Raw genomic sequence first — 18,654 nt, 5'->3', positions numbered from 1 at the left:
CCCGCGCCCCGGCCCCCCCCCCCCCCCCCCCCGCGGCGCGCCGAAGGCCCAGGGCCGGGCCGGGGGCCGGGCCGCCTGCGCCTACAGGCCGGCGACGCCTCTACTCCTCCGGAACGATGTTCTCCGCCTGGGGGCCCTTCTGGCCTTGGGTGACATCGAAGGACACCCGCTGCCCCTCCTGAAGCTCACGGAATCCCTGGGCGGCGATGTTCGAGAAATGGGCGAAGACATCAGGGCCGCCGCCGTCCTGCTCGATGAAGCCAAAGCCCTTCTCGCTGTTGAACCACTTCACGGTGCCCGTAGCCATAACGGTCTCCTGGAATGAAAGGGAGGTCGGATACCGCACGTCACGGCACCCGGAGCTGATCGCCGGGCCCATGAAAACTCTGAAGAACACAAACGCCCGTGATCGCGATCACGGGCGAACAGGCTTCGGAACCACGACTGCTGTGGCAGCGAAGTTACCCGAACAATGTCCATGTCGCTACGTATTGCTACGAAAGTCCCACAGTGGCCCGCAATGGGGTAACGCCGTCGCAAGCTCAGACGCTTCCCGACGGGCGTGGAATGCCCGCGACGGTGGATCTCATTGTTGGCTTTCGCAGGGCCGCGGCCCTGCGTGACCTGCTTCTTCGCGATCGTGGCGTGGGTGGGCGTGGCGCTCTCCGGCGCCCTGGCGGCAGGAGCGGGCGACCGCGTGCCGCTGTGGGCATCGATGCTGATCGCGTGGTGGCACCGCACGCCTGTGGGCGACTACCTTCCCCCGGTGACGTTGGTGGAGCTGTCGATGGGCGTCACCTATTTCAGGAACGGCTCTATCCGGACGGGGCCTGCCCGCAAAGGCGGGGTCGGAACGGGCGGGCGCAGTCGGACGCCGAGGGACACCACGGCATCCCGTGCCGCGTGCGGTCCCTGCGTGCGCCGGGCTGCCGCAGCACGAGTATCACGAGTGTGCTTCGCGTCGTATTCCGCCCGACGACGGGGGTCGCGAAGCGTGGCATAGGCGGCAACCACCTCGTCCAACCGCTCCTGGCGGGGCGCCGACGGCTGATCGGGCCCGGCATCCGGATGCAGGGCCCGGACCAGCTTCCGGAAGGCGCTCGTGATCTGCGCGGCCGTTGCCGTCGGCTCCACGCCGAGCACCGCGTAAGGGTTCCGTTGCCTGCGCACCGCCACCGCCTGTGCCTCCCTAGCAACGTTCATAGAACCCAGAGGGCGCATTTTCAAGAGTTCTCAGGAGGTGTATTCCTGTACCTGCGCGGGGACCGCGTCCTCAGTCCGCCTCCGGGGCCTCGACCTGATAGATCTTGGTCCAGGACTCCCCACACCGACAGCGGGACTGCTCGACCAGTTCGCCCTCTTCCGAGACCGCGATGCCTTGGTTGAGGCGGACGTGTACATGCTGCTTGCTCATAGGGACACTCTTCGTTGTCGGCATACCCCAGTGGGATCGTCCCCCATGGTGAGCATGTATCGCAGTGTGTACCAATGACCCGGGTCACACTGTTCGCGCGTCACCGGTCGGGGAGCCCGACCAGCGCCTCGACCTCCCTGCGGGACCCCGTCGGCGATTGTTCGGTCAGCACTCGCTCGGCGGCGCAGGTGATTCCGACACAGGGGCGGCACATGGCAGGGGTGACAGGAGTCGAACCTGCGGCATCCGGTTTTGGAGACCGGCGCTCCGGCCTCTGAGCTACACCCCTTTGGTGTTGATCAGCTTGGCATGACAAACAGCCTCAGCCAACAGGTTTTCGCGCCCTTGCCACGGGGCCGGCTCCCCCTGGAGCCGCTGCCCGGTAGCGCCCCGGTGTGGTCCCGAACTCCCGGCTGAAGGCGTGCGACAGGGCGTACGGCGTGCCGTAGCCGACACGGCGGGCGATGGCGGCAAGTGGGTCCTGGGTGTCCCGGAGCAACGTGGCAGCGAGAGTCAGGCGCCACCAGGTCAGGTACGCCATCGGAGGCCGCCCGACCAGGGCCGTGAAACGGCGGGCCAGGGTGGGACGGGAGACGCCTGCCTCGGCGGCCAGCCGGTCGTTCGTCCATGGCGCGGACGGGGCCGAGTGCAGCGCCCGCAGGGCGGCGGACGCAACCGGGTCGCCCAGTACGGTCGGCCACACCCCGGTTCTGTCCTCGGACACCCACGACCGGATCATGTAGACAAGGAGGAGGTCGAGCAGGCTGGGGACAGCGACGCACGAGCCGGGCCGCTGCTCGCCCAGTTCGCCGCCCAACAGGCCGATGGCGGCGCGCAGTTCGGGGCGACTGCCCGCGCGGTTCGGCAGGTGGACGAGCGTGGGCAGTTCCGCCATGAGCGGGTGTACGCGACTGTGGTCGAGCCTGTACTTGCCGCACAGCATGTCCACCTCGCCCGAGGCCGCCCGAGGTCGGACCGCCCCCTGCCCCCCGGCCCACCCGTCGAACGGCACCGCCCGCTCCACGGCCACCGCGTCGGCGGGCGAGTCGGCAATCACGTGCCCCGTGCCGTGCGGCAACAGCACCGCGTCCCCCACACCCAACGAGACCGGGGAGCCGCCGTCGGGCAGCAGCCAGCAGTTGCCCTCCAGCACCACGTGGAAGCCCGCGCCGTCGTACGGTGCGAGCCGAGTGCACCAGCTCCCGCTCACCCGCACCCGGTTGGAGGAGGGTTGCCCGATGCGTACGGCCGAAATCGCGTCGCTCACCACATCCATCGCATCAGAGTATCTCTGGGCATCAAGGGTGAGACGGAAGCGTATTGAGGAGAGCCGGCCGAGCATTGAGAGGCTCAATCGCTCTTCCTAGAGTCGATCACATGAAGAGCGAGAGCGAGAGCGCGCAGCGCATGGTGCTGGGAGACGTCGAGATCGTACGAGTCGTCGAGTGGCAGGGGCCTTTCGCGCCTGCCCTCGGTATCGTTCCGGAGTCCGGCGCGCAGGTGTGGGAGGACAACAAGGGCCGGCTCGCACCGGACCACTGGGAACCGGAGAGCGACAGCGCGGTCATGGCACTCCAGACGTGGGTGCTGCGCAGCGGCGGACGGACTGTCCTCGTCGACACGGGGGTGGGCAATGGGCGAGAGCGGCCCGGTTCCCCGCACTTCCACCACTGGCAAGGCGATTTCCTCGGACGTCTGGCGCGGGCCGGCGTACGCCCCAGGGACGTCGACATCGTCGTCAACACCCACCTCCACGGCGATCACGTCGGTTGGAACACCGTCGGCGTCGATGGGGAGTGGGTGCCGACGTTCCCCAACGCCCAGTACCTCATTCCGGCCGCCGACGACTTCCACTTCGGCCCGGACAACGCATACGGGAACGGGCTGCAGAAGGACGACCAGCTCATCTACGAGGACAGTGTCGCGCCCGTCCACCGGGCCGGGCAGGCCACGTTGTGGGACGGCGTCCACCGCATCGACGAACACCTCACTCTCGAATCCGCGCCCGGCCACACACCCGGCTCTTCCGTTCTGCGGCTCACGTCCGGGGGCGACCGGGCGGTCTTCGTCGGCGACCTTCTTCACAGTCCCGTGCAGATCCTCAAGCCCTCCTGCAACAGCTGCTTCTGCCTGGACGCCGGACAAGCCGCGGGCAGCCGTCGTCGCATGCTCGAACGGGCAGCTGCCGAAAGGGAGCTGGTCGTTCCTGCGCACTTCGCGGGAGCGGGCGTCGTAGAGGTCCGCAAGGAGGGCGGTGGCTTCGCCATCGGACGATGGGCGGCCTACGGCGACACGGAGTAGTCCGCAGGAGCGTCGTGGGGGTCGAACGAAATGCCGGCCGGCTTGGCCTTCTCGAGGTGGTGGTTGAAACTGCCGTCCTTGAGGCCGAAGACGGCACTTCCGAAATTGGCCTCGCTCAGCTTGTCGCGAAGACCCGCGGGGTAGCCGTTCCAGCCGACCAGGCTGGGAAACTGCCAGCCGTGGTGGTGGTTCTCCGGCGGTTCATCGTTGGAGTTGGCGGGGCGGAAGCAGTGCGTGCTCGCGCCGTCCTTGTGGTACACGATCTTGGGGTGCGTCCCGTCCCACCGGATCCGGTCACGGCTGTAGATGTTGAAGTTGCCGTGAGCGGAGGTGGAAACGTAACGGGCCTGGTCGTTCTGCACCCAGACCACGACATGCTCCCAGTCGTGACGGTGACCGCCGAGCCCGCTGCCGGCCACGGCTTGGTCCTTCTCGAAATAGAGGCCGTACATGATCGCGCACCAGCCGTTGTTGCACTTGGACCGCGCATATCCATTGGTGTTGTCCAGGTCCCAAGAGTCGCGGCACTGGCCGTTGAGCGCGCCGGACGGCTTGAGGCCACCGTTGACAGTCCCGTCGGGGCCGATGGCGGGAGTGGCGTAGCAGCCGTCCGTGTCGTAGTCGTAGGCGGGTTGAAACGTTTGCTCCAGTCCGTCCGCGTGGGCGGGCAGTGCCTTGGGCGGGTCGGCGAAAGCGCTGCCCGGGAAGGCGATGACCAGTGCGATGGCGCTGCCAAGGATGAGCGGAACCTTGCGCGTCCGCGAGCTCGTCTTCACTACGTCCTCCTGATCGACCGCGGCGTGGGGTACGCGAGATTGGCATGCCCACCCCAACCCCGCCGAACCTCATGGCGGACTGGGAATTGACGAGGCGTCAGAAGAGATGTGGCGCACCTCATAGACTCAGACGTACCTACTGGTCGGTATGGTCGGAGGTTCATGGACGACAGGAGGCTTCATGTCTGCGACCCACCGCCAGATCCGTCTGGCAGCCCGCCCCGCGGGTGACGTCAAACCCGAGGACTGGGAACACGTCTCCGCACCCGCCGAAGCACCGGGCCCCGGCCAGTTCGCGGGCAGGACGCGCGTCATATCGCTGGACCCCGCCATGCGCGGCTGGCTCGACGACCGCCCCTCCTATCTCCCGCCCGTCGGGCTCGGCGAGGTGATGCGTGCGGGATCGGTCATCGAGGTGACCGCCTCCCACCACCCCGGCTTCCAGCCCGGGGATCACGTCGTCGGCACTTTCGGCGTCCAGGAGCACGTCGTGTCCGACGGGAAGGGCGCCCTGAAGATCGACACCTCGCTCGCGCCGCCCTCGACGTACCTCGGCGCACTCGGCATGCCCGGCATGACCGCGTACTTCGGACTGCTGGACGTCGGCGCTCTCAAGGAGGGCGAGACCGTCGTCGTCTCCGGCGCGGCGGGTGCGGTCGGCACCATGGTCGGCCAGATCGCCAAGGTGAAGGGCTGCCGCGTCATCGGCATCGCCGGAGGGCCCGAGAAGTGCGCGCTGCTCACCGACGAGCTGGGATTCGACGCGGCGATCGACTACCGGGCCGGCGACGTCAGGCGTGCGCTGCGCGAGCACACGCCTGACGGCATCGACGTCTACTTCGACAACGTCGGAGGGGACATCCTCGACGCCGCGCTCACCCGGCTGGCCATGCACGCTCGCGTGGTGGTCTGCGGCGCGATCAGCCAGTACAACAACGCCACACCGGTCAAGGGCCCGTCAAATTACCTGTCCCTGCTCGTGCGCCGTGCCCGTATGGAGGGCTTCGTGGTCTTCGACTACGCGAAGCGCTACGCGCAGGCCGCGCAGGAGATCGCCGGCTGGATCGGTGACGGCCGGCTCAAGGTCAAGGAGCATGTGGTGAAGGGGACGGTGGACGACTTCCCCGAGACGCTGCAGATGCTCTTCCGCGGCGAGAACGTCGGCAAGCTCGTACTGGAGCTGGCATGACCGCCGAGGCGACCGGATGAACACCCCGCGGGCGGGCCAGGCCGCCACGAGCGCGCGAGGATCGGCACCGCTGCGCGGCAAGGCTGCCATCGTCACGGGCGGCGCCAGTGGACTGGGCCGGGCCACGGCGCCGGCTGAGGCGGGCGCGGACGTGGTCGTCGCCGACCTCGACGGTGCCGGGGGATGCTGGTTCATCCAGGCAGGGGGTGCCCCGGAGCCGTTCCGCTTCCGCAACGTCCCGGCTCCGGGGCGGGCCGCGTAGCACGCCACAGGGCGGGATCGCGCGCGTCCTCGCGCGATCCCGCCCTGCGCCCGGTTGAGGAACTCCCACAGAGGAGTGCGTCCTTTCAGAACGGAGTAGTCGGGGCCGGCGGGGTCCAGCGCTTGGTGGGAGGGACGGTCGAGGAAATGCCGTAGTCCTTCTTGAGCTGTTCCGGGATGGCGTAGTGCATGACGCGGCCGCGGGTGAGGGAACTGAGTTCGAAGAGAGTCGTGAAGTGGCCCAGGCGGTCAAGCGCCCAGGCTCCGAGGGGCGAGCGGTCCTCGATCGTCTCGAGAACGCCGAGGAGAGCCGGGGCGGCTTTGACGGCGGTGTCCCATGGGGTGCGGGGTACTTGAAGCCAGTCGGCGCAGGTGTCGCCGATGAGGTAGCGGATGAGAGCGCCGACGACGGGGTCGAAGAACGTGCCGGGGACCACTTCTTCGTACAGGTCAATGAGCTGGCGGGTCAGCTGGGCGCCTTCCTCGGAAGGGCCCATGTGGCGGGTCATGTACAGGTCCGAGAACCGGCGGGCCTGCTGAAGGTCCGGTGGGGCGTGGTTCTGGTCGACGCCCAGCATCGCGCCCACGACCCGCCAGGCGTAGTAGTAGGAGTCGGCGCCCTCGATGCTCATGTGGATGCCGAGCCGGTACAGGGCGTCCAGGACCTGGATGGAGAACATCATCTGGCCGCCGATCATGTCCTCCTGACAGATCGGCGTGCCGAGGCTCTCGGTGTCCCAGCGGTCTTCGCGGCGCAGGTGGTGACGGATGGAGGCGTGCAGCAGGCGGACTTTCTGGGCGGCGGGAATGAATCGGCTGCCGGCCTCGAAGGCGTCGGGCTGCATGAGGTAGACGGTGAACTGCCCGGTCTCGGCCATCCGCTTGGAGGGGTACTTCAGCGAGTGGGTGGCCGACAGGAGCTTGGCGACGTGAGGCACGACGTAACAGGCGGGCATGGAGGCGAAGGACAGGGCGGTGGAGATGTGCACGTTGTTGTCGATGAAGAAGAGCCGTGCCTTTTCCATCTCGCCCCAGTCGACCCATGCCGGTGGTGTGCTGGTGGCGTGCACGTACTCGCGGGCCACCTCCGGCAGACCCTCGGGCAGGTCCTGGCCCGTGGTGGAGAAGAAACGCATGAGGGTGTTGAACTTGCCGACCTCTCCGCGTTCGAACAGTGTCGCGACGGTCGCATCGGCCAGCTCGTCGCCGGCCAGCCGCAGCGCGTCCATCGATGCTTCGGTGTAAGTCATCACAGCTCCTGGTGGGTCAGGGGGAAGCCGGCGGGCTCGAACGCCCTGTCAGTGACGGCGGGCGGTGGCTGTCTGTGCCAGAGCTGCCAGCGCGCGGGCGGCCTCCGCGGGCAGGTGGGTCTGGTCGAGGACGCTGGTGGCAGCCCGGACCCGATCGGTGATCATGCGCTCGATACGGGCGGGAGCCTGGGTGCGGTGCATGATTTCCCGTACCCGCAGCACCGACTCCTCGTCGACGTCGCGACGCCCCAGCAGCCGTCCCAGCTCCTGGCGTTCGGCTTCGGTGGCGTCCTGCCAGGTCAGCGCCAGCAACGCGGTGGGCCGATGTGCGGCGATGTCGTCCGCGTTCCCTTTCCCCGTACGGCCCGGATCGCCGAACAGCCCCAGCAGGTCGTCGCGCAGCTGGAACGCCTCACCGAGTGGCAGTCCGTAGTCGGTGAAGAGCTCCTGCACGTCCTGGGAGGCTCCGGCCAGGGCGCCGCCGATGTGCAAAGGGTGCTCGACGGTGTACTTGGCGGTCTTGTAGCGGATCACCTTGAGCGAAGTGGCGGTGTCCGGGCGGCCACCGGTGCGCAGGATCTCCAGACATTCCCCCGCGACCAGCTCCCGGGCCAGCACCGCCCACAACGGGCGCGCCCGGGAAAGGTACGCCGCGGGCAGACCGCTGGTGGTGAACATCTGCCCGGCCCACGACATCAGCAGATCACCCACGAGCATGGCCAGGGACCGGGCCGCGTCCCCGGGGTGCGGGCCGTCGCCGACAGCCGTACGCAGGGCAACGTGGGCGGTGGGCAGGCCGTGCCGGCGGGAACTCCGGTCGATCAGGTCGTCGTGGACGACGGCTGCGGCGTGTACGAGTTCCATCGCGGCGGCCGCCCGGATCAGGGCGTCGCTGTCGGGCTGCCCGACTGCCCGCCATCCCCAGTAGCAAAACGCTGCCCGCAGACGCTTTCCGTGGGAGGTGGCCAGCTGAAGCTGCTCGGCCACGGGTCCCAGGCCCTCGTCAATCGCCAGCAGATGGTCGACTTCCCCCCCGACAAAGCGGTGCAGGACGAGGTCCACGCGGTTCTTGAAGGCGGCCTGCTCCATGCCGTTGCCGTCAGACACCGGTAGGCCCACGGTGGGCCTTCACGTGCTGGGCCAATACTTCGAGATGCGCCGGAGAAGAGGCTGTGAACCGGTCCAGGGCCAGACGTCCCCGCGCCTTGATCTCCTGCTGTCCCTCGCCTGCCAGCTCGGCCATGTCCGCGCGACGGAACAGGCCGCGCAATCCGCCCACGACGGTACTCAGGCCGCCGACCGCCATGTCGGCGATCCCCGCAACCAGCAGCACCGCGTCGCTCCCACCGGTACCACGCCCGTGTCCAGCACCGTTCGTCACGCCGTCTCCCCCCAACAAGCCGCCGACCGCGACCATCCCGAAGGGCCCGGCTGGACGATCTGCCGGCACAGCCCTCACGGGCAGCCTGCCGGGACGGAGCCGGCAACGCGACGAGAACCACCGATTGGACGACCCGTCACACTGGCGTCCGTACGCCGATGAACTGCTAGGCCGATTCCGAGTCCGGCACCACCACTCTGGTGAAAGGACCTTTCCGGGCGGCGAGCTGACTCCATGTTCCTTCCTCGACGATGCGTCCCGACTCCAGAACCGCTATGCGGTCGGCACGGCGGATCGTGGCCGGCCGGTGAGCGATCCACAGGGTGGTGCGGGTGGCGGACGCCGCCGTGAGGGCTGCGGCGAGTTCCGCGTCGCCGGCCGTATCGAGGTGAGCTGTGGTCTCGTCGAGGACCAGTACGCGGGGATTGGCCAGCAGCGCCCGGGCGAGTGAGATGCGGGCGCGCTGCCCGCCGGACAGCGTCGTACCGCGCTCGCCCACATGCGCGTCCAGGCTCGTGACGAAGCGGTCGATGCCGCAGCTGCGGACCACTGCGGCCACTTCGCTGTCGGTCGCGTCCGGCGACCCGAGGCGGAGGTTGTCCGCCAGGGTGCCGTGGAACAGGGGTGTCTCCTGACCGACCACGGCCACAGCGCGGCGCAGTTCCGGTTCGGCCAGGTCACGCAGGTCCACGGGGCCGTCCACAGGCCTGGAATCGTCGGCCGGCAGGAGCTCGACGGCTCCTGCGGACGGGTCCCAGAAGCGCGCGAGCAGGTGGGCGCAGGTGGACTTGCCCGCCCCGGAGGCTCCTACGAGCGCCACGGTCTCTCCCGCTCGCACGGTGAGGTCGATGCCGTCGAGGACAGGTGAGCCGCCGTAGTCGAAACGGACATCACGCAGCCGTACGCCCAAGGGCCCGGCGGGGACGGCTCGCGGCGAGACGGCCTCCGGCGCGCCGGCCGCTGCCTTGATCGCCGCGCCGACCCGGGCGGCCGCCGAGCGGAGTCCACCCGCCTGACCGAGCGCCGCCGCCGCGTCGGCGGCCGGTGCGAGGGTGCTCAGCGCCAACGCCATGGCGGCCGGGGCCCACGGGCCGTCGAGCCGCCCAGCGGCGACCGCGTGCGCCGCGATCGCGACCACCCCGGCCACCGCGGCGACCACCAGCGCGTCGCGCATCGCGGCCGCGGCAGCCTCCCAGGACTGCTCCGCGCGCTGGGCGTCGGCCAGGTCCGCCCCCGCCGACGCGAGCCGTGCTCGCCTGCGGCGCAGGGCGCCGAAGGCGAGCAGTTCACGCAGGCCGTCCACCGTCTGTACGGCTTCGGCGGACAGTTCGGCGGCGGCCGTACGCGTCCGGGCTCCCCGTAGGGTCCTTCCCCTGCCTTCCAGGAGCGGTGCGAGGACGAGCAGCACCGCGACGGGGAACACCGCGACCAGCATTCGCGGTTCGATGACGGCCAGAGTGACCGTTCCAGCGCCGAACACCACGGTCGAGGCCATGAGTTGGGCTATGGCGTGGGCGTAGAAGAACTCCAGGGCCTCGACGTCCCCCATCGCTGTCGCGGCCAGATCGCCGCTCCGCCGGCCCCCGATGCGGGCCGGCGCACTGCGCGCGAGGCCGTCGAAGACCCGTACACGCAACTCGGCGAGGATCCGGTACGCGAGATCGTGCGAGAGGTCCATCTCGCGCCAGGTGGCCAGGGCCCGGACGAGGACGAGCGCGATCAGGGCCGCCACCACGGCGCCGGAGGGCTGCGTACGTTCGATGACAGCGGCGCCCACGGTATGAGCGGCTAGCGTCACCAGAGCGACGAGCGCGGCCTGGTCGACGAGTGCGGCCACGCAGGTACGCGCCACCATGGTGCGGTGTGGTCCGAGGGCGGGCAGCAGTCCCCGCAGGGACCCGCGCTCCGCGGCGTCGAAGGCGTTCATGCCGCTCGTCCTGCTTCCTTCGTTCGTCCGGCCTCGACGAGTGAGGCGTAGAGTCCCCCGTCGGCCATGAGGGTGGTGTGATCGCCGATGGCCTGCACCCGGCCGCCGTCGAGCACGACGATCCGGTCCGCGTGCCGTACGGAGTCCAGGCGGTGGGCGACGACGACGCAGGTGCGTCCGCGGGCGGCTTGGGCCAGTGCCGCGCCGATCCGGGCCTCTCCGCGCTCGTCCACCGCGCTGGTCGCCTCGTCGAGGACCAGTACGGGCGCATCGGCGAGCAGAGCCCGGGCGAGGGCCAGTCGCTGCCGCTGGCCGCCGGACAAGGTGGCGCCGCGCTCCCCCACCACGGTCTGGTATCCGTCCGGCATGCCGGCTATCTCGTCGTGGATTCCCGCGCAGCGGGCGGCGTGGCGCAGTTCGTCGTCGGTGGCGTCGGCGCGGGCCAGCCTGAGGTTGTCCGCGATGGACGCGTGGAAGAGATACGTCTCCTGTGAGACGACGGCGATCCCGCGGCGCAGCGAGTCGAGGGTGTAGCGCGTCGTCTGCGTTCCGTCGGCGAGGACCTTGCCGCGCTGTGGGTCGCTGTGGCGCATCAGCAGGGACAGGAGCGTCGACTTGCCGGCGCCGGAGGGCCCCACCACCGCTGTCGTGGCGCCGGCCGGCGCGGTGAAGGTGACGCCGTCCAGCGCGGGCCGTTGCGCGCCCGGGTACCGGAACGTCACGTCGTCGAAGGAGATGGCGGGCGGCCCGTTCCAGTGCGCCCGTTGCTGTCCTTCGTCCGGTACGCCGCGCTGTGCGGTGCGCAGGGCCGCGATGCCGTCCGCCGCCGAGACCCCCAGGTAGCCCGCGTGCCATTCCCTGGAGAGGTCGCGCACGGGACGGAAGCATTCCGAGGACAGCATCAGCAGCAAGTACGTGCTGGTTGCCGTCGCGTTCCCGGAAACCGCCGAAGCGCAGGCCACCAGAGCGGCGGCCGCGGTGCCGCCCTGGATCGCGAGATCGGTGAGCCCGGTGTCGACGAGGGAGACACGCAGCTTCGCCACGGTGGCCCGGTGCAGGGCGGCGGACCGGCGTTCCAGACGTTCGCGGGTACGTCCGACCGCACCGGCGGCGCGCAGCGCGGGCATGCCCTGCAGGGCTTCCAGGTAGTCGGCGGCCAGGTTCTCGTAACTGTCCCAGTGCTCGCGGCCCCGGTCCTCCAGGAGCCGGTCCCACCAGCGGGGGGCGAGGAGCGCGAGGAGGAGGGCCGGGACGAGGGCGAGGAGGGCGTACGGCTCGATGACGGCGATGGCGATCAGCAGCAGGGGCGGGACGGCGCAGGTGACCAGAAGCTGCGGCAGGTAGCGGGAGACGTAGGCGTCCACGCCCTCGACACCGTCTACCAGTGTGGCGCGGACGGCCCCGACGCGGGCGCCGTCGAGGTGAGCCGGGCCCAGTTGCCCGAGTCGCTCCAGCAGTGCGTCGCGCAGTCGCACCCGTACCCGTGAACCGGCTGCCACGGCCGTACGCCGCTGCCACCAGCTCAGCCCCGCGCGGGCGACAACGGCCGCGAGCACCGCACCGAGCAGCACGGGGAGATGACGGGTGTCTCCGCGGGCGATGGCGGAGAGAGCGACTGCGAGCAGCACGGCCTGGGCGAGGTGGGTGAGGGCCACCGCTCCGAGCAGGGCCGTCGCACCGAGCAGCGCGCCGCGTGCCGCACGGGCGGCTCGCGTCAGCTCCGGGTGAAGCATCACTGGTGATCATCTCTTCCCATGACAAGTCCGTGCACGATCCAGCCCCGGCCGTGCGCACCGCCCAGTGCGGCGCCGAGGTCCGCCCGCTGCCAGGAACCCACCGGGCGCGACACCAGCCCGAGTTCCGTGGCGGCGCACTGCGCCAGGCCGACGGCGTACCCCGCTGTCAGGTGATCGCGGCGGATACGTCCCGCGTCCGCGTCCGGCGGACAGCCGTAGGCGAGCAGTACGGCTCCGGCCTCGGCGATCCACGCCTGACCGGCTGCCCAGACCGCGAGCGTCGGCCGGGCGTCGCCGGACGCGAGCAGCCGAAGAGCGGGACCTCGTCCGTGCTCCAGTGCCCCGCCCTCTCCCGCATCCCGGGCGAGTTCGAACAACGCGGGCCGCGCACCGCCGACGGCGACACACCACCGCGGCCCGCCGGGCAGTGACGCCTCTGCCGCACGGGCCAGGACGCGGGCGACATCTTCCTGCGCGGGCGCCCCCCTCAGCGGCGGCGGGGCGCTGCGCCGGGACATCAGCGTCCCCCCGGACACGCGCTCTGCCGTCGGCGTCCACTCCCCCGGCCCTGCCGCGACCGCCGTCGTGTCTTCAAGGGCCCGCCATGTCCTGGTCAGTACGGGAGAGACTGCCGCGGCCGCGGGTTCCGCCTGTGGCGGCTGTCCCGGGCCACACACCGCCCAGCGCGTGAGGACGTGCTCGGCACGACCGGCCAACGGACCGAGGGCTACTGCGGCGAGGGCATGCTCTGGTTCCGTTCCCGGCCAGGTCTGCTGCCAGTGGACGGGGTCGGGCAGTCCTGCCGCTGCTGCCAGCAGTGCGCCGTCCGCGTCCAGGCACACCTGCGCCGCCCCGGCCTGTGCCAGCGCCGCGGCCGCGTGGCCGGTGTCCAGCAGCAGCAGGGGCAGGGCACGGTGCCCGTAGTGGGAGACAGTGCGCCGGGCACTGACCGTAAGGACGACGAGAGTGCCGTCGGGCAGATCATCGGGCGCGGGACCGCGCCGGTGCACCCGGTGGGTCAGCGCGTCGTACGCGTAGCGCCCGGCGGGCAGCGAGCCCCCGCCGCCCACCAGGAGATGGGCGTTGACGGGGTGCAGCGCGCCCGCCGAAGGGGCCGGCCGCAGCCGCCCGTTCGCTCCTTCGAGGGCGGCGAGTGAGTACCGCAGCACGTGGTCGAGGTCCGGCGCCGCCCCGGCGGTCAGGGGCTGCGGCGGTGAGGTCCACACGGCGGCAGCCCTGCCGGCCGGGGTGTCCGGGCCTGGCGGCGCGCCGGATCGCGCCGAGGCGAGCGAGGTACGGGCCGAACCGCCCGTCGTAGGGGTTGAGGACACGGGTGAGGACACGGGTGAAGGCACGTCGTTTCCCCCTTACATGTGGGGCGGCGGTGTGAGCGTGAAGTCCTGCGGTGCGCGCGGCGGCACCGACCGCCACCCCCGGGACAGTGCCGCCTCGGCGAACCGCGGACTGCCGAAGTAGCCGAACGCCGCCGGGGCGTTCGGTAGGAGACCGGACACGAGCACGCGCGCCACCCTGAGCGGGGTCGCGGTGACGTCTTCGGTCGTCAGGTCGAACGTGACGACGCGGTGCCCACCGGCCGCGAGCCGGGCGTCGAGGGCACTGCGGCTTCCCGGCTCGACGTCGCCGATTCCCACGACTCCGCCGGCCGGGTCGGCGAAGCGGGCCGCCAGCGGGGTGACGCGTTCGTCCAGCCACACCTGGACATGCGCGCCGAGGTCGCGCACCGCGGCGAAGTCGGTGCCGCAGTCGTCCAGATAGCGCCGGTCGGCCCGGTGCTCCAAGTACAGGCCAGGTGCGAACATGCCCGCGTCGACCGCCCGGAAGACCCAGCCGTCGCGGTCGACCGCGCCCTGAGTGAACACCCACGTGTGGACGGCTTCGAGTACGGCCTTGCGGGCGGCCTCCGCCGGGTCGTAGCGGCAGGCGAAGCCCGCGGCGTAGATCCGGCGCTGCGGGTCGTAGGCCAGGGCGGCCATGCAGGGCGCGAATTCCGACGGCATCTCGACGATCCAGACGTCCAGTTCGCAGCCGTCGAGGTCGGCCGTCAGGCCCGGCACGCTGGAGGGATCGATGCCTCGTGTCGGTCCGTCGAGGTGCCACCACAGCTCCAGCGCGTCACGCTCGACGACCTCCAGCAGCCCGCGCTCCACGGCGTCGTCGAAGCCCTGGCCGGTGGCGATACCCGCGTAGTTCAGGTGATGCGTACGAGGAAGGGAACGCAGCGCTCCCTGACGCCAGTTGAGGTGGGTCAGAGCGACCGGCGCCCAGCATTCCGACGCGCCCTCGGTCCCGCGGGTCCACAGGGCGGGTGTGTCCTGGTCGAACGGCCGGTAGGGGAACCCGGGCCGGTCGTACTGCCAGGACGCGTAACGGGGCAGATCGTCAGGTCCGTACAACCGCGCGCCCTCGTCGCGCAGTTGGCGTGCCGTCGCGAGCCTGGGTGCGGCCGGGTGCCCCGGCGGTGGCAGCCGGTTGCCGCAGTAGCGCTCCATGGCCTCGGCGATGGCGGCGACACGGGCGCCCTGCGGGTCGCCGAACGTCGTCCCGAGTGAGACGCGGTCGGCCGGCCAGGCCCCGAAGCGGCGGGCATCGGCCACTTCGGCCGTCATCGCGGTGTAGCGCGGTGGTGCTCCGGTGGGGTGCTCGACGGGCTCCACGCCCCGGATCAGCCCGCAGACGGGGTCCACGAGTTCATCGATCGGCACGAGGCCTGCGGGCACGCTGTTGCTGGTCAACGGCAGATCTCCTGTGCGGGGTCGACACGCGCGACGCGGTGCCGGGCGGGGACAACGGGCAGTGCCAGAGCGCTGCCTTCGAGCAGTACGGACCGACGGGACGGGTGCAGCCGGGTCGCGGTGACCGGATCCTCACCGGAGTGCGGATTACGGGCGTGGGCGGGAAAGTGGTGTCCGCCGACTTCGACGCGCAGCCGGGTTCCGGCGGCCAGGCGCCGGGAAACGAATCCGAGCGGCACCGATATCCGAGCGGCCTCGTTCCTGGGGTCCGTACGCCGTACGATCCCGGTTCCCAGGGGATCGGCGATTCCCCGCGGGTCGAGGGCGACGACGCGTACCAGCCAGTCGGCGCCGGGGGTGTCCGCCACGGCGCTCAGCGAGACCGCCGGCCGGCCGAGGAGGTCCAGCGGCCGGGGCAGCGGCGCGGTGACCAGCAGGCACCGGTCGGCGTTGCCGGTGGTCGGGACGTTCAAGTGGTCGGAACGCAGCGGCCGTTCGGGGTCCGCTTCGAAGCTCGCTCCGCCGAGCAGGCGCAGGCCGGTGCCGAAGGGATACACCGCGGGCTCCGGGGCATCCGCCATGGAGGCCCACCACCCGCTGCCACCGAGCGCGGCTGCGCCACGGCGGCCGTCGGCCAGCTCGCCGTTGAGCGCCGCTCGCGCCCAGCGGGCGTAGAGCGCTCCCAGGTTCAGCCGGTGTTCAGGGCGGGCTTCGGCTCCCGGTGATGCTGTCAGCGCGTGTCCCCACGGTCCCATCAGGAGCCGGGCGGGGCCGCCCCATTGCCGCCACAGCTCGACGGTGTCGTCGCGAAAGGGGTCGCGGGTGCCGCCGACCGCAAGCAGAGGTATGCCGGCTGCCGTGCCGCGCGCGGCGATGCCACGGTCCCTCGCCTGCTGCCACAAGTCGGGCCAGGACGGCAGCGCGCGCCGTAGCCTGCGCGGGAAATCGCTCACGGGAAGGTGATCAAGCAGGCGCGGGTCCCTGGCGAGGGCCTTTTCCAGGGCGTCCTCGTCGGACGTCCTGCGGTCGCCGTGCGCGGCCCACCAGCCCGCCCGGGCCAACAGACGCTCCGGCCCGCTCGCCTCGCGCGCCGTCTCGGCGGCTCCGAGCGCGGGCACCGCGGCGATGACGGCGTCCGGGCGGCCGTCCGCCGGTCCGCCCAGCGCGGCAGTCAGCGCGCAGTACGCGCCGTAGGAACTCCCGTACGCGACGACCTCCCCGGCGCACCAGGCCTGACGGCGCATCCAGCGCACCGTCGCCGCGCCGTCTCCCTCTTCGTTCCGGTACGGGTGCCACTGCCCGCCCGATGCGTGCCGGCCGCGTACGTCCTGCGCCACGGCGGCGAAGCCCAGCGCCGCCCAGGCGCGCAGCTCGGCGCGGTGGCGGCGGCGATCGTACGGCGTGCGGATGAGGACGGCGGGGAACGGCCCGTCGCCGAACTCTTCAGGGGGAAGGCACAGGTCCGCCACCAGCCGGACGCCGTCGGACATGCCAACCGGCATCTCCTGTACGGGGCACGGAGCGTCGCCCTCTCGTCGCGAAGGCGAGAGCGTCTTCCCCGTCGGTACGCCGACGACCGCGCCGGCGCCGGATATACCGCTCATCGGGCCGCACCCGGTCCGCCCGCCGTGGCGTGGATACCGGGCCCGGGCAGCGGGGCCACCGCCGGTACGGGCAGTACGAGGTGCTCGCTGACCGTCAGGTCACGCAGATCGACGCGGCGCAGGCGGCGGCGTACCGGCACACGACCGACCTTGTGCCGTCCGTCGGCCCAGGCGACGAGGTCAGCGGTGAGCAGCTCCACGATCAGTGCGGCCGACGCTTCGCCGCCCGTCCCGCCGCTCTCCGCCGACCGGCTTCCCGCCCAGTAGGCGGCGAGTTCACGGTGCGCGGCGGTGGCGGCGAGCCGCCGCAGGCGCACGTCCGCGGACGTGACGTCACCGGGCGCTGCGGCGAGAGGTTCTATCCACGCCTGGAATCCTTCACGGTGGCAGCGCAGCCAGCCGATGCCCCGTTCGGGCAGCCGGTCCGCGGCCTCCCACAGTCCGTCGGGCACGGGCGAGTCAAGGCACCACACCACTGCGGCCGTTACGTCCTGCCGGGGCCCCTTCTCGGACATCGCGGCGACCTCGTCGGGGCCGATGTGCTCGACGTCAGCGCCTTCGGCGGCGATCCGCCGCGCCAGCCTCCCGGTGAGGGTCTCTTCGCCGAGGAGGAAGACGGTCCGTCCTTCCAGCGGCCGTTCGTCGTCGCTCCCCGCATAGCCGGCGCTCTCGAAGGCCCGCACCAGGTTCTCCAGTGCCGGAGTCCCCTGCGGACCGCCCTCGAACCTGCCCATCAGGTCCTCGGCCGCCACCTCCCCGGTGTCGACGCGCAGGAATTCACCGTCCTGCGTGCGTACGGCCACGCCCAGTCCGGGCACGGCGACGATCTCGACGCCTGGTGCGAGTCGGCTGACGGTCACAAGGGGGCTCCTGAGGTGAGAGGCTGCGGCGCTGCGAAGGGAGGAGCGGGCCCGCCCAACTGCTGGGCGGGCCCGCTCCCTTGCTTCTACTTGTTGTCGTCGACGTCGGCGGCGTCGGCCGCGTCGTTGTCGAAGGGGTTCTCGACGAGGGCGTTGGAGTGGGTCGCCGACAGGTGCGCCAGCTGGCCCTGCTCGGCGATCGGGCTGAACACCTTGTTGTGCTCCATGGGGAATCTCCATTCGCTTGGGACCGCGACGCCTGTCGGCGCCGCACCACAGACACTAATGAATATGATTATCGTTTCGCAAGAGCTCCTCGGCAGGCAGAGGGTGATCTGGGTAACACACCGGCCAACCACCCTCCGGGTCCCTGCCCACCCGCCCGGAGACGCCCAGTACGTCGGCGAGCAGCTCGGGGGTGACGATGCGGTCGGGCGGGCCGTCCGCCACCACCCGCCCTCCGCGCAGTGCGACCACGCGGTCGGCGAAGCGCGCGGCGTGGCCCAGGTCGTGCAACACCATCACCACGGTCAGCGAACGCTCCTCGCGGAGCCTCACCACGGTTTGCAGCACCTCGAGTTGGTGCCGCAGATCGAGATACGTGGTGGGCTCGTCCAGCAGCAGTACGCCGGTGTCCTGGGCCAGGGACATCGCCAGTCGCACCCGCTGACGTTCGCCGCCGGAGAGGGAATCGACCATGCGGTCGGACCAGTCGGCCACCCCTACATCGGCGAGCGCCCGCGCGCACACATCGTCGTCGCCGTCCCTGAGCATGCCGAGAGGTCCACGGGCGGCGTACCGCCCCTGCTTCACCAGCTGGCGTACCGTCATGCCGGGGACGGCGGGGGCCGACTGGTGCAGCAGCGCGACCCGGCGCGCGGCGGCCCGCCGGGACAGGCGTGCGAGGTCGTCGCCGTCCAGTACGACCCGGCCGGCCGAAGGACGCAGCAGTCCGGCGACGAGCCGCAGCAGCGTGCTCTTCCCGCAGCCGTTGAGGCCGATCAGGGCGAGCAGTTCACCTGCCCCGACCCGTAGGTTCACGTCCGTCAGGACGGTCCGTCCCGGATAGCCGAAGCTCACTGCCTCGACGGCTATCGCGTCGGGCCTGTGCGCGGCGGCACCAGCAGCCGCGCTCCCGGCCGCTCGAACTGCTCCGGCCTCCGAGGCCTCTGAGGTCTGCGAGGCGGTCATCTTTCCTCCTG

General features: G+C 71.0%; 19 protein-coding genes and 1 tRNA gene. 3 read left to right on the top strand and 17 right to left on the bottom strand.

The features are described 5' to 3' along the window. Positions 1 to 100 precede the first annotated feature (100 nt). From ABZX79_RS07190 to ABZX79_RS07170, 5 genes are all read right to left on the bottom strand, one after another. On the bottom strand, positions 101 to 307 hold the full coding sequence (locus ABZX79_RS07190; RefSeq protein ID WP_355252903.1) for a cold-shock protein: 207 nt from the start codon (positions 305 to 307) through the stop codon (positions 101 to 103). Between the two features lie 491 nt (positions 308 to 798). Next, entirely contained in the window at positions 799 to 1,203 is a 405-nt protein-coding gene (locus ABZX79_RS07185) for a J domain-containing protein (RefSeq protein ID WP_355252900.1), read from the bottom strand. Positions 1,204 to 1,273: 70 nt separating this feature from the next. Continuing rightward, the gene (locus ABZX79_RS07180) at positions 1,274 to 1,414 is read right to left on the bottom strand and encodes a hypothetical protein (RefSeq protein WP_355252897.1); all 141 of its coding nucleotides are present in this window, start codon (positions 1,412 to 1,414) and stop codon (positions 1,274 to 1,276) included. Positions 1,415 to 1,627: 213 nt separating this feature from the next. Then, a tRNA-Trp gene (locus ABZX79_RS07175) sits at positions 1,628 to 1,703 on the bottom strand. Positions 1,704 to 1,736: 33 nt separating this feature from the next. Next, complete coding sequence (locus ABZX79_RS07170) at positions 1,737 to 2,690, bottom strand: AraC family transcriptional regulator (RefSeq protein ID WP_355252894.1); 954 nt, start codon at positions 2,688 to 2,690, stop codon at positions 1,737 to 1,739. A gap of 101 nt (positions 2,691 to 2,791) precedes the next feature. On the opposite strand from ABZX79_RS07170, the gene ABZX79_RS07165 reads away from it, so the two are divergent. Further along, positions 2,792 to 3,715 (top strand): MBL fold metallo-hydrolase, encoded by a 924-nt coding sequence (locus tag ABZX79_RS07165; RefSeq protein ID WP_355252891.1) that lies wholly within the window; start codon positions 2,792 to 2,794, stop codon positions 3,713 to 3,715. Here the strand turns inward: ABZX79_RS07165 and ABZX79_RS07160 are convergent. Continuing rightward, positions 3,697 to 4,491, bottom strand: a complete 795-nt coding sequence (locus ABZX79_RS07160; RefSeq protein ID WP_355252889.1) for an NPP1 family protein — start codon at positions 4,489 to 4,491, stop codon at positions 3,697 to 3,699. The genes ABZX79_RS07165 and ABZX79_RS07160 overlap by 19 nt on opposite strands. 181 nt (positions 4,492 to 4,672) lie before the next feature. Between ABZX79_RS07160 and ABZX79_RS07155 the strand changes: the two genes are divergently transcribed. Further along, positions 4,673 to 5,680 carry an NADP-dependent oxidoreductase gene (locus ABZX79_RS07155; protein WP_355252886.1) on the top strand — a complete coding sequence of 336 codons (1,008 nt, stop codon included), beginning with the start codon at positions 4,673 to 4,675 and terminating at the stop codon, positions 5,678 to 5,680. A gap of 16 nt (positions 5,681 to 5,696) precedes the next feature. Then, positions 5,697 to 5,942, top strand: a complete 246-nt coding sequence (locus ABZX79_RS07150) for a hypothetical protein (RefSeq protein ID WP_355252883.1) — start codon at positions 5,697 to 5,699, stop codon at positions 5,940 to 5,942. A gap of 85 nt (positions 5,943 to 6,027) precedes the next feature. Here the strand turns inward: ABZX79_RS07150 and ABZX79_RS07145 are convergent, their stop codons facing one another. From ABZX79_RS07145 to ABZX79_RS07095, 11 genes are all read right to left on the bottom strand, one after another. Then, on the bottom strand, positions 6,028 to 7,191 hold the full coding sequence (locus tag ABZX79_RS07145; RefSeq protein WP_355252880.1) for an oxygenase MpaB family protein: 1,164 nt from the start codon (positions 7,189 to 7,191) through the stop codon (positions 6,028 to 6,030). 48 nt (positions 7,192 to 7,239) lie between these two features. Continuing rightward, entirely contained in the window at positions 7,240 to 8,280 is a 1,041-nt protein-coding gene (locus ABZX79_RS07140) for a polyprenyl synthetase family protein (RefSeq protein WP_355252969.1), read from the bottom strand. 10 nt (positions 8,281 to 8,290) lie between these two features. Next, complete coding sequence (locus tag ABZX79_RS07135) at positions 8,291 to 8,524, bottom strand: hypothetical protein (protein WP_355252877.1); 234 nt, start codon at positions 8,522 to 8,524, stop codon at positions 8,291 to 8,293. Between the two features lie 214 nt (positions 8,525 to 8,738). Beyond that, positions 8,739 to 10,499 carry an ABC transporter ATP-binding protein gene (locus ABZX79_RS07130; RefSeq protein ID WP_355252874.1) on the bottom strand — a complete coding sequence of 587 codons (1,761 nt, stop codon included), beginning with the start codon at positions 10,497 to 10,499 and terminating at the stop codon, positions 8,739 to 8,741. Continuing rightward, the gene (locus ABZX79_RS07125) at positions 10,496 to 12,235 is read right to left on the bottom strand and encodes an ABC transporter ATP-binding protein (protein WP_355252872.1); all 1,740 of its coding nucleotides are present in this window, start codon (positions 12,233 to 12,235) and stop codon (positions 10,496 to 10,498) included. The genes ABZX79_RS07130 and ABZX79_RS07125 overlap by 4 nt, the downstream gene beginning before the upstream one ends. Continuing rightward, positions 12,232 to 13,590, bottom strand: a complete 1,359-nt coding sequence (locus ABZX79_RS07120) for a nitroreductase (RefSeq protein WP_355252869.1) — start codon at positions 13,588 to 13,590, stop codon at positions 12,232 to 12,234. Before ABZX79_RS07120 ends, ABZX79_RS07125 begins: the two co-directional genes overlap by 4 nt. A gap of 12 nt (positions 13,591 to 13,602) precedes the next feature. Next, positions 13,603 to 14,988, bottom strand: coding sequence for a YcaO-like family protein (locus ABZX79_RS07115; RefSeq protein ID WP_355252866.1), 1,386 nt, complete (start codon positions 14,986 to 14,988; stop codon positions 13,603 to 13,605). Continuing rightward, positions 14,985 to 16,478 carry a CocE/NonD family hydrolase gene (locus tag ABZX79_RS07110; RefSeq protein WP_355252966.1) on the bottom strand — a complete coding sequence of 498 codons (1,494 nt, stop codon included), beginning with the start codon at positions 16,476 to 16,478 and terminating at the stop codon, positions 14,985 to 14,987. The genes ABZX79_RS07115 and ABZX79_RS07110 overlap by 4 nt, the downstream gene beginning before the upstream one ends. Before the next feature lie 110 nt (positions 16,479 to 16,588). Then, positions 16,589 to 17,452, bottom strand: a complete 864-nt coding sequence (locus ABZX79_RS07105) for a hypothetical protein (protein WP_355252863.1) — start codon at positions 17,450 to 17,452, stop codon at positions 16,589 to 16,591. 86 nt (positions 17,453 to 17,538) lie between these two features. Next, positions 17,539 to 17,679, bottom strand: coding sequence for a streptamidine family RiPP (gene amiA / locus ABZX79_RS07100; RefSeq protein ID WP_355252860.1), 141 nt, complete (start codon positions 17,677 to 17,679; stop codon positions 17,539 to 17,541). Positions 17,680 to 17,734: 55 nt separating this feature from the next. After that, a complete protein-coding gene (locus ABZX79_RS07095; RefSeq protein ID WP_355252857.1) occupies positions 17,735 to 18,643 on the bottom strand; it encodes an ABC transporter ATP-binding protein in 909 nt (302 codons plus the stop codon). Positions 18,644 to 18,654 lie beyond the last annotated feature (11 nt).

Source organism: Streptomyces sp. NPDC002994 (genome assembly GCF_040611155.1).
Lineage (GTDB): Bacteria > Actinomycetota > Actinomycetes > Streptomycetales > Streptomycetaceae > Streptomyces.
The sequence above is the reverse complement of the archived record's forward strand: the minus strand, read 5'-3'. Positions and strand labels throughout refer to the sequence as shown.